This is a genomic window from Sphingomonas sp. M1A8_2b, assembly GCF_053345535.1.
In genome coordinates, this window is sequence record NZ_JBKFAH010000001.1 from 585,890 (window position 1) to 599,588 (window position 13,699).

At 65.6% G+C, this 13,699-nt stretch carries 14 protein-coding genes; 7 read left to right on the forward strand and 7 right to left on the reverse strand.

Features of this window, described 5'->3' with window-relative positions; translation table 11 throughout:
- The first annotated feature begins 18 nt into the window (after positions 1-18).
- From ACLBWL_RS02890 to ACLBWL_RS02905, 4 genes are all read left to right on the forward strand, one after another.
- On the forward strand, positions 19-303 hold the full coding sequence (locus ACLBWL_RS02890; protein WP_447790063.1) for a DUF3572 domain-containing protein: 285 nt from the start codon (positions 19-21) through the stop codon (positions 301-303).
- Entirely contained in the window at positions 300-926 is a 627-nt protein-coding gene (locus tag ACLBWL_RS02895) for an HAD family hydrolase (RefSeq protein ID WP_447790065.1), read from the forward strand. The genes ACLBWL_RS02890 and ACLBWL_RS02895 overlap by 4 nt, the downstream gene beginning before the upstream one ends.
- A 200-nt stretch (positions 927-1,126) precedes the next feature.
- Positions 1,127-1,591, forward strand: a complete 465-nt coding sequence (locus tag ACLBWL_RS02900) for a RidA family protein (RefSeq protein ID WP_447790067.1) — start codon at positions 1,127-1,129, stop codon at positions 1,589-1,591.
- Positions 1,592-1,633: 42 nt separating this feature from the next.
- Entirely contained in the window at positions 1,634-2,779 is a 1,146-nt protein-coding gene (locus ACLBWL_RS02905; RefSeq protein WP_447790069.1) for a GNAT family N-acetyltransferase, read from the forward strand.
- Here the strand turns inward: ACLBWL_RS02905 and ACLBWL_RS02910 are convergent.
- Both ACLBWL_RS02910 and ACLBWL_RS02915 read right to left on the reverse strand, forming a co-directional pair.
- On the reverse strand, positions 2,742-4,319 hold the full coding sequence (locus ACLBWL_RS02910; protein ID WP_447791969.1) for a hypothetical protein: 1,578 nt from the start codon (positions 4,317-4,319) through the stop codon (positions 2,742-2,744). The genes ACLBWL_RS02905 and ACLBWL_RS02910 overlap by 38 nt on opposite strands.
- Before the next feature lie 36 nt (positions 4,320-4,355).
- The gene (locus ACLBWL_RS02915; protein WP_447790071.1) at positions 4,356-6,149 is read right to left on the reverse strand and encodes a hypothetical protein; all 1,794 of its coding nucleotides are present in this window, start codon (positions 6,147-6,149) and stop codon (positions 4,356-4,358) included.
- 96 nt (positions 6,150-6,245) lie between these two features.
- On the opposite strand from ACLBWL_RS02915, the gene ACLBWL_RS02920 reads away from it, so the two are divergent.
- Positions 6,246-7,460: a glycosyltransferase family 2 protein gene (locus ACLBWL_RS02920; RefSeq protein ID WP_447790073.1), complete on the forward strand. Its 1,215-nt coding sequence runs from the start codon at positions 6,246-6,248 to the stop codon at positions 7,458-7,460.
- Between the two features lie 81 nt (positions 7,461-7,541).
- Here the strand turns inward: ACLBWL_RS02920 and ACLBWL_RS02925 are convergent, their stop codons facing one another.
- Together ACLBWL_RS02925 and ACLBWL_RS02930 are read right to left on the reverse strand one after the other, a co-directional pair.
- Positions 7,542-8,132 (reverse strand): class I SAM-dependent methyltransferase, encoded by a 591-nt coding sequence (locus ACLBWL_RS02925; RefSeq protein WP_447790074.1) that lies wholly within the window; start codon positions 8,130-8,132, stop codon positions 7,542-7,544.
- 85 nt (positions 8,133-8,217) lie between these two features.
- Positions 8,218-9,459: an argininosuccinate synthase gene (locus ACLBWL_RS02930; protein ID WP_447790076.1), complete on the reverse strand. Its 1,242-nt coding sequence runs from the start codon at positions 9,457-9,459 to the stop codon at positions 8,218-8,220.
- Between the two features lie 147 nt (positions 9,460-9,606).
- On the opposite strand from ACLBWL_RS02930, the gene ACLBWL_RS02935 reads away from it, so the two are divergent.
- On the forward strand, positions 9,607-9,996 hold the full coding sequence (locus ACLBWL_RS02935) for an EF-hand domain-containing protein (RefSeq protein WP_056054495.1): 390 nt from the start codon (positions 9,607-9,609) through the stop codon (positions 9,994-9,996).
- A gap of 233 nt (positions 9,997-10,229) precedes the next feature.
- On the opposite strand, the gene ACLBWL_RS02940 is transcribed toward ACLBWL_RS02935, so the two are convergent.
- From ACLBWL_RS02940 to ACLBWL_RS02950, 3 genes are read right to left on the reverse strand one after another with little or no spacing between them, the layout of a single operon-like run.
- Complete coding sequence (locus ACLBWL_RS02940; protein WP_447790078.1) at positions 10,230-11,456, reverse strand: class I SAM-dependent methyltransferase; 1,227 nt, start codon at positions 11,454-11,456, stop codon at positions 10,230-10,232.
- 48 nt (positions 11,457-11,504) lie between these two features.
- Positions 11,505-12,266: a molybdopterin-dependent oxidoreductase gene (locus tag ACLBWL_RS02945; protein WP_447790080.1), complete on the reverse strand. Its 762-nt coding sequence runs from the start codon at positions 12,264-12,266 to the stop codon at positions 11,505-11,507.
- The gene (locus tag ACLBWL_RS02950) at positions 12,263-13,009 is read right to left on the reverse strand and encodes a cytochrome b/b6 domain-containing protein (protein ID WP_447790082.1); all 747 of its coding nucleotides are present in this window, start codon (positions 13,007-13,009) and stop codon (positions 12,263-12,265) included. Before ACLBWL_RS02950 ends, ACLBWL_RS02945 begins: the two co-directional genes overlap by 4 nt.
- A gap of 51 nt (positions 13,010-13,060) precedes the next feature.
- On the opposite strand from ACLBWL_RS02950, the gene ACLBWL_RS02955 reads away from it, so the two are divergent.
- Positions 13,061-13,678 carry a flavin reductase family protein gene (locus ACLBWL_RS02955; protein ID WP_447790084.1) on the forward strand — a complete coding sequence of 206 codons (618 nt, stop codon included), beginning with the start codon at positions 13,061-13,063 and terminating at the stop codon, positions 13,676-13,678.
- Positions 13,679-13,699: the final 21 nt, after the last annotated feature.

Genomic DNA, 13,699 nt, shown 5'->3' on the forward strand with positions numbered 1-13,699 from the left:
AAGAAGGCTTGATAGGCAATGCGCGACCGCGATTCAAACGAAGACGCCGAGGCGCTGGCGCTGCGCGCATTGGTGTGGACGCTGGGCGAGCCCGACCGCGCGATGCGGCTGCTGTCGGTCACCGGGCTCGATCCGCACGACCTGCGCGCCCGCGCGAGCGACCCGACCGTGCTGTCCGCCGCGCTCGGTTTTCTCGAGAATTACGAACCTGATCTGATCGCCTGCGCGGAATCGCTCGGCGTGAAGCCCGAAGCGCTCGTCCGCGCCCGGGCGAAGCTGGACAATGGAGAGTTCGAAGCATGAAGCCGCTGCTGATCAGCGATTGCGACGAGGTGCTGCTGCACATGGTCAAGCATTTCGGCGTCTGGCTCGACGAGCGCCACGATATCGACTTCACGATCCAGCACGGCGATTTCGCGACGGCGATGACGCGGCGCGATGGCGGCCCCCCGCCCAGCCGCGAAGATATGTGGGCGATGCTCGGCGAGTTCTTTCCCGGCGAGATGCACCGCCAGACGCTGGTGCCGCATGCGGTCGAGGCGCTGGAGCGGCTGGCCGAGATGGCGGACATCGTCATCCTCACCAACCTCCAGGACGACTGCCGCCAGCCGCGGATCGAGCAGCTCGCGAAGTTCGGCATCGAACACCGGGTGGAATGCAACCAGGGCGGCAAGGGCACGCCGGTATCGCGGCTGGTCGCGGAATACGGCAACCCGGTCACGGTGTTCGTCGACGACCTCGCCGTCCACCACGAATCGGTCGCCAGGCACGCGCCAGGCGTCCACCGGCTGCACATGGTGTCCGAACCGACCCTGGCGGTGACCGTACCCAAGGCGCCCGAGGCACACGCGCGCATCGACGACTGGCGCGAGGCGGCCGACTGGATCGCGGCGCGGTTCGAGGCCGGTGTGCCGGCGACCGCCTGACCTCTCGATCCTCCCCCGCCAGGGGGAGGTGGCTGGCGCTTGCCAGACAGAGGGGGAGGTAAGGGATAACCGCTGTTCCGTGTCCTCCCCCTCCGTCGCCTGCGGCGACACCTCCCCCTGGCGGGGGAGGATTGGTCGTAGTGCGGTTCGCGGCGCCCCCCACTTGACCCATCCCCCACCGCTGTGGTGATACCCCAGTCATGACCGATCGTATCGACCGCAAGCTCGAAGAGCTGGGCCTCACCCTTCCCCAGGCTGCCGCGCCCGTCGCCGCCTATGTCCCGACCGTGCTGGCGAACGGCATGCTCCACATCTCGGGCCAGTTGCCGTTCAAGGACGGTCAGCTCGTCAAGGGCCGCGTCGGCGACGACGTCTCGCTCGAGTCCGCGCAGGAGGCCGCCAAGCTGTGCGGGCTCATGCTCGTCGCACAGATGAAAGCTGCGCTCGGCACGCTCGCCCGCGTCGAGCGGATCGTGAAGCTCAACGTGTTCGTCAACTCGACCGTCGACTTCACCGATCAGGCCAAGGTCGCCAACGGCGCCTCGGAACTGATGGTCGCGCTGTTCGGCGATAGCGGCAGGCATGCGCGCTCGGCGGTCGGCGTCGCCGTCCTCCCGCTCGGCGCCGCGGTCGAGATCGACGCGATCGTGCAGGTTTCCGCCTGACCGTCTTGGAGGCGCCCCCTCGCATCTCTACCTAAGACGGCAATGAACGCCGTAACCGCCCGCATCGCCCAAGGCGTCACCTCGATCGCGGCCGAGGATTGGGACGCGTGCTCCGGCACCGCCAACCCGTTCGTCGGCCACGCCTTCCTCTCCGCGCTCGAAGCGTCGCGCAGCGTCGGTGGCCGCTCGGGCTGGCAGGCGCTGCCGGTGGTGGTCGACGGCCCCGACGGCAAGCCCGCCGCGATCGCCCCCGCCTACGCCAAGAGCCACAGCCAGGGCGAATACGTCTTCGACCAGGGCTGGGCCGACGCGTGGGAGCGGGCCGGGGGGCAATATTATCCCAAGCTCCAGATCGCCGCACCGTTCAGCCCGGTGCCCGGTCCGCGCCTGCTGCTGAAGGACCGCGACCACGCGCCCGCGCTGATCGCCGCGCTGGAGGCGGTCACCGACCAAAGCGGGCTATCCTCCGCGCACGCCACCTTCATAGACCCCGACGAGGTGGCGCTGTTCGAGGCGGCTGGCTGGCTGATCCGCCAGGGAACGCAATTCCACTGGAAGAACGACGGCTACGCCAGCTTCGACGACTTCCTCGCCGTCCTCGCCAGCCGCAAGCGGAAGGCGATTCGCAAGGAACGCGCCGCCGCCGTCGAAGGCCTGACGATCCGCCACCTCACCGGCGCCGAGATAACGCCCGAGCATTGGGACGCGTTCTGGGTGTTCTATCAGGACACCGGCGCCCGCAAATGGGGCCAGCCCTACCTAACGCGCGCGTTCTTCGACCAGATCGGCAAGACGATGGGCGATCAGATCCTGCTGATCCTCGCCGAACGCCACGAGGTGCCGATCGCCGGCGCACTCAACATGATCGGCGAAGACACGCTCTACGGCCGCTATTGGGGCGCGACCGAGGAGGTCCCGTTCCTCCATTTCGAGCTCTGCTATTATCAGGCGATCGACGCTGCCATCGCGCGCGGGCTGAAGACCGTCGAGGCGGGTGCGCAGGGCGAACACAAGCTCGCACGCGGCTATGCGCCGGTCGCGACCTATTCCGCGCACTACATTCCCGACCCGAGCTTCCGTCGCGCGATCGCCGACTTCCTCGTCCGCGAACGCGAAGCCGTCGCCGAGCAGCAGGAGTATCTCGGCGAGCTTACTCCGTTCCGGCGGGGCGAGCAGCAGGTCGGTTGACCCGGTACAACAGGCTCGTCCCGTCACGCCGGATCAGCGTCAGGTCGCGAACCAGCGCCGGATCGAACTTCGGCGGGTGGATCAGCCAGACATAATCGAACGCATCGCGCGGGAACTTCTGCAGCGCCACCGCGACCGGCCGCCAGAACTGGCCCCGGCATTTGACGTCGCTGACGATCTCCGACGGATCATGCGCGAACCCCCGTGCCGCCATGTAGTTCGTCGTCAGCAACTGCGCGCCCGCCATCGACCACTGGTCGTTGGTGAACGCGAGGCGCCGCTCGAGCAGCAGCGCGGGCACATGCTCGAGCCGCGAATACGCCCAGTCGTCGCGACACCGCCGCCCCACGAACGACACCACGCGAGACCGCTCGGGCACCGTATCGATCGCCGCGATCGCCTGGTCATAGCTGCGGTCGTACATCAGGTAGCTGATCGTCGTCCCCGCGAGCCGCACCCCGAAGAACGCGAACCCCAGCACAGCCAGCACCGCCGCGCCACGCAGCGACAGCCCGTGCCGAGGCCGCAGCGCGATCACCGCGATCGCCAGCACGAACGGGGCGAGCCGCATGTCCGCATAGGCCGACCCGAACACGATCCGCGGCAACAGTACGTAGACCGCCGCCAGGAACAGCGCCGACAGTCCCAGGTTGCGCGAATATTCGATCGTCTGGTCGCGCACGCCGCGGAACAGGATCACGAACAGCACGGTCACGGACGCGATGTCGAACGCCATCCACCGATCGCGCAGGACCATCGTGATCCAGTTCATCTTCCAGCGCCAGTTGAACCAGTCCTGCGTCTTGCCGCCGACATGATCGCCCGACCGCCACACCACCATCATCACCATCGGCAGCGCGAGCGGCAGGCAGTTCAGCCCCGCCCGGACGAACGCCGCGAACCAGCCATGCGCCCAGCTCTTGGGATCGCTGTCGCGGCGGATGTCATGCTGCCGGATCAGCTCGGCGGAGAAGGCAAGCACGCCCAGCACGCCCCAGCCGAACGTATGGCACAGCCACAACAGGCACGAGATCGGCACGAAGATGATCGCCCGCAGCCGCTCGCGCTTGAGCCGCCCCAGCCGCAGCCAAAGCGCGAACAGGTTGAGCGCGAGCGCCATTGCCAGCGCGAAATTCACGAAACCGAACTGAAAGGGGTAGCTATAGGCGAGCGGCAACGCGAACAACGCGGTCGCCGGGATCCGCCCATGCACCTCGCGCGCGATCCACAGCAGGCCGGTGACGGTTAGCGCCGGGATCGCCATGACGATCAGCTTCACCGCCAGCTGCAACCCGAAGATCGGCGCGAGCGGCTCGATCAACAGGTCGATGCCGAGGTTGCCGATCATCTGCCAGCGGAAGTTATACCACTGCGAAAGCCAGGGATTATCCCCGATCGCGAGCTGGACGCGGTAGCGCCCCATATGCCCCGGCAGATCGACCAGCGGCGGGATTTCCGGCCACAGCAACGGTATGATCGACGCCAGCGCAACCGCGACGACGAAGCTCCGCGTCTGCCACCACTTCAGCCGCCCCGTCATGCCGTCGTCCACCCGTTCCCCGCTGCCATCGCGTCGTTAACGGATGCGATAGAGGCGGAGTCTTGCCCCACGCAAGGGCAGACGTTCGAACCCGGTCGGCGCACGGCCGGATTGAAGCATCGTCGCGAGGCTGTTCGGATAGCTGTGGGTAACGTCGATTTCCGAAAAATCTCCAGGACAGAAAGCCACATAGGTGACGTTCCAGGCACGCGCGATGGCTGCGCTGCGATCGGGGGGACTGAGAAAATAGCGATACATCGCCATGTTGCCGCGGTTGTTGCGGTGATAGCCCGCGCCGACCGTCGACAGATGCGTCGCGCCGATCAGGTACGACGCCATGTTGGTCGGTGCCATCACGACGCCCGGCGGATATCGATCGACCTGCGCCCATGCATCGCCGGTGTTGCACAGAATCTGCGGCGTCGTCGGGGGCGGAATCCGCACCCCGGGATTGAGTACGCGAACCGCGACGAGCGGCGCCTCGGCATAAGTGATGCCCCCCGAGACCAGCCAGGCACCGATCAGCGCCGGCGTCGACCAGGTCGACCGATGCCGCGCCGCCAGGATCAGACCGGCGAGTACCGGTACCACGGTCGGCGCGCCGATATAGGTTCCACGCGCCTGCGACAGAGAGACGAGCGCGGACACGCCGACTACGCCGACAAGCGGCATCATCAGCGCCCATCGCACCGGCGCGCGTGCGACCATCCACACCGCTGCGATACAGCCGGCAAGCATCAGTCCGCCGATCGACAGCGTGCGCGCCAGCGTCGCCTGCGCGAAGATGCTGTTCGCTTCGTCGATGTGCGGCAGGAAGGCTGCGCGTAGGAACGGATCCACCGCGCCATAGGGGCCGGTCAGGCACCCGGGATAGGCGATCAACGTCCCACCCAACGCGACGGCCCCGAGCACGCCGCCGGCAACGATGCGCGACGGCCAGGTACGCAGCCACGGGGTTGCCGCCGCCAACGCCCCAAGCGCCCCGGCGACCGCAAGCGTGCCCGTCGCGGATGCAGGGGTGAAGGCATCGCACAGCGCCGATGACCAATAGGTCGGACGCATCGTCACGAGGAAGACGCCGGTCGTCGCCGCCAGTGCCCCCGCAAATCCGGCGAGGCGCAAGCGTTCCCGCGCGCCGGACACCACCCAGAACATGGCCAGCGTGGCGACCAGTGCGGCGACCTGCGGCGCGGTCTCCAGCCCGATCACCAGGCTGGCCGCGACCGCGATACCCGCGACGATGCCATTGCCGATCTTCGGCCGACGCATCATCACCAGGATTGCGACCTCGATGATCACGATCTGGAGCGCGTGGTGATCGATTCGCCCCGGGATGAACAGGGTGATGCCGGGATAGGCGAGGCCTGCCAGAATGGCCGCTACGACTGCTGCCTCGTCACCCCATAACCGGCGCGCGATTCGCGCCGACAGCAGGATGTTGCAGGCGAATAGCAACGCTGGATACAGCAGGACCGCGGCCAGTTCGGCACCGTGCCGTCCCACCAGCGGCGTCGCGGCCAGGATGATCCCGGCGATCCCGAAATCGTTCAGGCGCGACCAGTGCATCGGTGCGCCGAGCGGGGGCGCCATGCGATATTGCGTCCAGTCGTTGAAGCCCTGGCCATCGAGCCAGTCGCGGACCTGCGCTAGCCGCATCATGTCGTCGGCATCGGGCAGGATCAATTGCCCGACGCGGTGCCAGTCGGTGATCGACCAGCAGATCGACAGCAATGTCGCTAGCACCACCGCGACGATCACGTCGAAGCGGATCGTCGACCTGCGACGAGAATCGGTAGCGGGTAGGGTATCGATCGGCAGCTGGTCTGGCATGCAATCATCCTAAGGCGAACGCCGTTGGCTTAGCGGCGAATAGTTAACCCTCTTTTCAGCGTTCGGTCCGTATGCCGTCGACAAGGGGGATCATCCATGTCGCCAGTGCTGGCCTATCAGTCGCCGATCCGGGACCGCGAGACGTCTGGAACCGAAGCGGAGGCCGCGATCGAACTGTCGATCGTCATGCCCTGCCTCAACGAAGCCGAGACGCTGGCACTCTGCATCCGCAAGGCACAGGGTTTCCTGCGGTCGAGCGGGGTCGTCGGCGAGGTCGTGATCGCCGACAACGGCTCGACCGACGGATCGCGCCAGATCGCGAATGCGATGGGCGCGCGCCTCGTCGGTGTTGAAACGAAGGGCTATGGTGCGGCGCTGCTCGGTGGGATCGCCGCTGCACGCGGCCGCTTCGTGATCATGGGCGACGCCGACGACAGCTATGACTTCCTGGCGTTGATGCCGTTCGTGACCGCGCTGAGGGATGGCGGCGAGCTCGTCATGGGCAATCGCTTCCAGGGTGGAATCGCGCCCGGTGCAATGCCGCCGCTGCATCGGTATCTCGGCAATCCCGTACTCAGTTTTCTCGGACGACGTCTGTTCAACGCGCGGATCGGCGATTTCCACTGCGGCCTGCGCGGGTTCCGCCGGGACTCGGTGATGGGTCTCGGCTTGCGGTCTTCCGGCATGGAGTTCGCCAGCGAGATGATCGTCAAGGCCGTCATGCACCGTCTCGACGTTCGTCAGGTTTCAACCACGCTGTCGCCCGATGGGCGTACCCGTCCGCCACATTTGCGGACGTGGCGCGACGGGTGGCGGCACCTGCGCTTTCTGTTGACCTATGCACCGCGGTTCCTGTTCGTCTATCCCGGTCTGCTCGCGGCAGGGGGCGGAGCGGCGGGCGTCGCGGTGCTTGCCACCGGTGGTGTTGAACTCGGCGCTATCGAACTCAGCGCGACGACGATGCTGTTCGCGGCGATGGCGATGCTGCTGGGCAGCCAGTTGATCGGCTTCGGCATCCTCGCGCGGCTCTATGGTGTCGCCAGCGCCTTGTGGCCGACGAGTCCGCGCGTCGAACGATTCCGCCGCTATTTCAGCGTGGAACGCGGCTGTATCCTCGGCGGTCTGCTCTTGTCGCTCGGCATGGCCGGCAGTGCAGGTCTGGTGGCGCAATGGGGCATGGCGGGGTTCGGGCCGATGGAGCCGGTCCATCTGATGCGTCTGGCGATCCCGACGATGGTCGCGAGCGTGATCGGACTGCAGACGATGTTTACCAGCTTCCTGATCGGATTGATCGATACGCGGACCGCGTAAAGACGCCGCGCCAGACATGAAAAGGGGGAGGATACGACTACCGTATCCTCCCCCTTTTCATGTCCGGCTTTGCGCCTCGGTTCAGCGCGACAGCACCGTGACGAAGTGCAGCCCGCGATCGAAAAGCCACGAGAAGGGGCGTGGATAGAGCGACAACCGAGTCGCGAACCTGCTGGCGCCGAGATCCAGCGTTCGCCAGATGCTGGTCCATTCCTTGCGCGACAGGTAGTTGTACGGGAGCCGGACGCCGTGCGCGGCGTTGCCCACCCAGTCCATGAAGCGCAACGTGCTGTTCGCCGCAATGCCGTCACGCAGATGATCCTTGATGATTACCATCGGTGCGATCCGCGCGATCTCGGCCAGCACGGCTTGGGGATCGTCGGTGTGATGCAACACGTCGACGACGATTGCCGCGTCGAAGGCGTTGTCGGCAAACGGGATACGCGCCCCATCGAACGCATGGACCGGAATTGCCGTGTTGGGACGTACCAGCACGTCGATACCCTCGATCGTGACGTCGGGCCGCTTTTGCATGATCAGAACGGCTAGATCGCCGCTCCCACATCCGACGTCGAGCACCCGCGCATCGGCAGGCAGTCTTTCGGCGATCACCGTCGCCAAACGGCGCACCCGACGCCCGAACACCAGTTTATCATGAACCGCAGCCAGCAAGACGCATCTCCCCCACAAGAGATGCGATCCTGCCTTCAAGTCGATGATATTTGGTTAACGCACGGTACCTATCGACAAGGGCGCCTTACCGATCCCGCCGCCCCAGCAACCGCAACCGCAGTGCGTTGAGCTTGATGAAGCCTTCCGCGTCGCGCTGGTCGTAGGCGCCCTGGTCGTCCTCGAACGTCACGACCTTCTCCGAATACAGCGAGTTCGGCGATTTGCGGCCCACCACGTAGACGCCGCCCTTGTAGAGCTTCAGCCGGACGGTGCCCGACACTTTCACCTGGCTGTGGTCGATCGCCGCCTGGAGCATCTCGCGCTCGGGGCTGAACCAGAAGCCGTTGTAGAGCAGCTCGGCATAGCGCGGTGCCAACTCGTCCTTCAGGTGCGCGGCGCCGCGGTCGAGCGTCAGCTGCTCGATGCCGCGGTGTGCGAGCTGATAGATCGTGCCACCGGGCGTCTCGTACATGCCGCGGCTCTTCATGCCGACGAAGCGGTTCTCGACCAGATCAAGCCGGCCGATGCCGTGGCGGCGGCCGTATTCGTTGAGCGTCGACAGCAACGTCGCCGGGCTCATGCCCTCGCCGTTGATCGCGACGCCGTCGCCGCGCTCGAAATCGATCGTGATGTATTCCGGCGCATCGGGTGCGTCCTCGGGGTTCACGGTGCGCGAATAGACGTAATCCGGCACCTCGTCCCACGGGTTCTCGAGCACCTTACCCTCGGACGAGGTGTGGAGCATGTTCGCATCGGTCGAGAACGGCGACTCGCCGCGCTTGTCCTTGCTGACCGGGATCTGGTGCTGTTCGGCGAACTCGATCAGCTTGGTGCGGCTGGTCAGGTCCCATTCACGCCACGGCGCGATGACCTTGATGTCGGGCGACAGCGCGTAATAGCCGAGCTCGAAGCGGACCTGGTCGTTGCCCTTGCCAGTCGCGCCGTGGCTGACCGCGTCGGCGCCGACCATCTTGGCGATCTCGATCTGGCGCTTGGCGATCAGCGGCCGCGCGATCGAGGTACCGAGCAGGTACAGCCCCTCGTACAGCGCGTTCGACCGCATCATCGGGAACACGTAATCCCGCACGAACTCCTCGCGCAGATCGTCGACGAAGATGTGCTCGGGCTTGACGCCCATCATCTCGGCCTTGGCGCGCGCCGGCTCGAGTTCCTCGCCCTGGCCGAGATCGGCGGTGAACGTCACGACTTCGCAGTTGTACGTCTGCTGGAGCCATTTCAGGATCACGCTCGTGTCCAGGCCACCGGAATAGGCGAGTACGACGCGGTTGATTCCGGCGCCGCCGGCGGGGTTGCTCTGATCGGTCACGGGCAGGATCCTTCGGGCAATATCCAATGCCCGCGCCCCTATGCGCTGAGGCGCGTTCGCGCAACCGCCGGACGCCCGACACGCGTTCATGGCGCGTACAACCGAATCCCGCTATTCGCGCCGCACATCCACTGGAGTGTCCCGACCGTGCTACGCCAAAGCCTCACCCTTCTCGTTCTCGTCGGTCTCGCAACCCCGGCGCTCGCGCAGGAAACGCGCGCCTCGGCCGCCGCCAAGTTCAAGACCGAGTTCGCCGCGTCCGATACCAACAAGGACGGCGTCCTGACCCGCGCGGAAGTGCTGGCACGGATCGACAACATGAAGGTCGGGGCAGGGCGTCCCGATCCCGTCCATGCCAAGCGTCTGGCGGACCTGTGGTTCACGAGCGCGGACAAGAACAAGGACGGCAAGGTCACGCAGGCCGAAGCGCAGGCGCTGCTGGCGGCGACCTTCGCCAAATACGATGCGAACCACGACGGCAAGATCGGCGGCGACGAGCGCGCGGCCGCGAAGGCGCAGATCCAGGGTCCGCGCTAACTCGGCCTCTCCAAGCCCCTCGTTCTCCCGCGGACGCGGGAGCCCAGCTAAGTACCGTAAACCTGCTTGGCCCTGGGCCCCCGCCTCCGCGGGGGAACTAGTAAGCTAGCGGAAGCTTCATACTCCCCCGTCATGCCGGGCTCGTTCCGGCATCCACCGTTCCCCGCAATCAGCAAATGTAGAGTACGGGGAACCGTGGACCCCGGAACAAGTCCGGGGTGACGGGGCACACGTCACCCCTCGCGCAACGCCCGCTCGCCCTCGATCATGTAATCCCGCGTAAGCGGCAGCGTCATCCGGCTCTTCGACAGCTGGATCTGGTAATTGACCATCCCCCCGGTCCGAAACGCCGCCGCAGCGCCCGCCAGATAGAACGTCCACATCCGATAGAACCGCTCGTCGTACAGCGCGACGATCGAGTCCTTCGCGGCCACCGTCCGGTCGTACCATTGGTCGATCGTCAGCGCGTAATGCACGCGCAAAACCTCGATATCGGTCGGGAACATCCGCAGCCCCTCATACCCGCGCACGATTTCCGACAGCGCCGGATTATACCCACCTGGGAAGATATACTTGGTCGTGAAGGTGTCGGTGACGCCCGGCCCACCCATCCGGCCGATGGTGTGGAGCAGCATCACGCCGTCGTCGGTCAGCAGGTCGCGGCACTTGCGGAAGAACGCCTTGTAATGCGCCGGACCGACATGCTCGAACATCCCGACCGAAACGATCCGGTCGAAGGTTCCGGTCAGCGCACGATAATCGATCAGCTCGAACTTCACCTTGTCGGCGACCCCAGCCTCTTCGGCCCGCCGCCGCGCGACCTTCAGCTGTTCCTCGCTCAGCGTCACGCCGAGCACCTCGGCGCCGGTCTTCGCGTGCAGGTACAGCGCCATACCACCCCAGCCGCAGCCGATGTCGAGCACGCGCATCCCCGGCTGGATCGCCAGCTTGGCGGCAATGTGCGCCTTCTTGTCGGATTGCGCCTGCTCCAGGCCGTTCGCAGGATCGGTAAAGTACGCACACGAATATTGCCGGTCCGCGTCGAGGAACAGATCGTACAGCCGGTCGGACAGGTCGTAATGATGCGCGACGTTCTTCTTCGACCGGCGCGCCATATTCACGCGGTCGACACGGTGCACCACCTTGTCGAGCAGGCTGATCGGCAGCGACGGATTGAGCCCGCCGCCACGCTCCCACGGGCTGTTGCCCTTGAGCAGGTTGACCAGATCGCGGATGTCGCCGCGGTCGATCACGAGGCGCCCATCCATGAACGCCTCCGCCGCACCAAGCGCCGGGTGGCGGATGATCGCGCCGGCGACGCCGGGCTTGGTCAGCCGGATCGCGACCGGGTTGTAGGCGGGATCGGGCTTGCCGAAATGCTTGGTCGTGCCGTCCGCATGGATGAGCGTGAGTTCGCCGGTTTTAACCTGCCGGTCCAGGAAACGATCGAAAAGGGCCATGATCCGATAGCTAATGACCGGTATGAAAATACGCCAGCCCCGGATCGCTCAAATTCCGGCATACCAGTCATAATCTACATTATCTTCCCAATACCCACCCTTGCCCTTGCCGATCCCGGCGAGGCTCGCGACCGCGTCGATCGCGGTGACGTATTTGGCGTGCTTGTAGCCGAGCTGGCGTTCGACGCGCAGCCGGACGGGGGCGCCATGCGCGACGTCGAGCACCTGGTCGTTGAGCGCCCACGCCAGGATCGTCTGCGGGTGGAACGCGTCGACCAGATCGACCGATTCGTAATAGTTCGCGCCGCCGTACAGGTCGGCACAGGTGAAGACGATGTAGCGCGCGGATTTCTGCAACCCGGCGGCGGTCAGCAGCGCGCCAAGCTTCGGCCCCTGCCATTTGCCGATCGCCGACCAGCCCTCGACACAATCGTGCCGCGTGATCTGCGCGCGCGACGGCATCTGGCGGAGTTGTGGCAGCGACACCGACAGCGGCCGATCGACCAGCCCGCCGACCTTCAGCCGGTAGTCCGCGAAGTTGTTCGCGAGCATCGAAATATACTCCGCGGTCCCCGGATTGCTCGTGCCGTTCGAGCGGAAGATCGGCGACATCTGCGCGGGGCTGAACTCGGGAACCAGCGCGTTGCGGTTGGTCAGCGCACGCTGCAACCCACGGTTCATGTCCTCGCCCATGAACAGGATTTTCCGCGCCTCGGGGTTTGCTGCGATCTTGTCGCACCCGGTCAGCAGAACGCCCGCACCGACCGCAGCACCAGTGACGAGCGTACGGCGCGTGATGATCGTGCTCATGCGACGTCCTCCTCAACATGCCCCGGCGCGTGCCAGCGCCCGGTAATCATCGACCGCACCTCGTTCCACGTCCCCGCCAGGATCACCAGCGCCAGATGCGCGACGATGAACAGCACCAGCCCGGTCGCGGCGATGAAGTGGATCGAGCGCGCCGACTGCCGCCCGCCGAACACTTCGAGCAGCCACGGCCACGCCGCGTCCATTCCCGGCGACATCGTCAGACCGGTCAGGATCATCACCGGGATCAGCACGAAGATCGTCGCCACGTACGAAAGCTTCTGGAGGATATTGTACGCCCCCGGCCGTTTCGGATCATGAAAGCGAAACGCCAGATGCTCCCTCACGTCATGCACCACTTCGCGCGGCGACAGGTCGGCGGCGCGGACGCGGAGATCGCGCTGGAAATGCTTGTTGACCAGGCTGACGATCATGAACCCGAGCAGCGCGAAGCTGAGCACCAGCGCGAACAGCAGATGCCAGCGCCGAGAGATCGCCAGATTGTAGCTTGCCGGGATCGTCAGCAGGTTGAGCAGCGACACCAGCCAGCTCGGCCACTGGTCGAGCGTCGTCCACGCGGTATCGAAATTGGCGCCGTACCGCCCCCAATACAGCCGCGGATGCGCCTTCAGGATGCCGATCCCGCTGCCGATCATGATGAACATCGTCACCACCGTCACCCAGTGCCAGATGCGCGTCGCCAGTTTGTGGCGCTTGATAATCGGGATGGGTAGGGGATCGTTCATGCTCGACCTTCGCTCTAGGCAGTCGAAACGTTGCATAGCAGGGATAAGCGTATGACCGAATGGCATTCTTACGAGCCCGCGAACGGCCATCGCCTGCCGCATGATCCCCTGAACGCGATCGTCGCGCCGCGGCCGATCGGCTGGGTCAGCACGCTGTCCGCAGACGGCGTGGCCAACCTCGCACCGTACAGCTTCTTCAACCTGTTCAACTACAGCCCGCCGCTGATCGGCTTCTCCTCGATGGGGTGGAAGGACAGCGTCGCCAATATCGAGGCGACCGGCGAGTTCGTCTGGAACCTGGTCTCGCGCGACCTGAGCGAGGCGATGAACACGACCGCCGCGAACGTCGCCGCCGATGTCGACGAGTTCGCGCTGGCCGGATTGGAGATGGCCGCCTCGACGAAGGTAAAGCCGCCGCGCGTCGCGGCATCGCGCGCCCAGTTCGAATGCAAGCTGACGCAGTTGATCCGCCTCGAAACCAAGGAAGGCCGCGAACTCGACCAGTGGCTGGTCCTCGGCGAGGCGGTCGCGATCCACATCGACTCCGCGATGCTGGAGGACGGTGTGTATCAGACGGCCCGCGCGCAACCGATCCTGCGCGGCGGCGGCCCTGCGGATTACTTCGAGATTACCGAAGACGCGCTCTTCAAGATGCGCCGGCCTGGGTAAGTCTTCGCTCCTCCCCAAGTC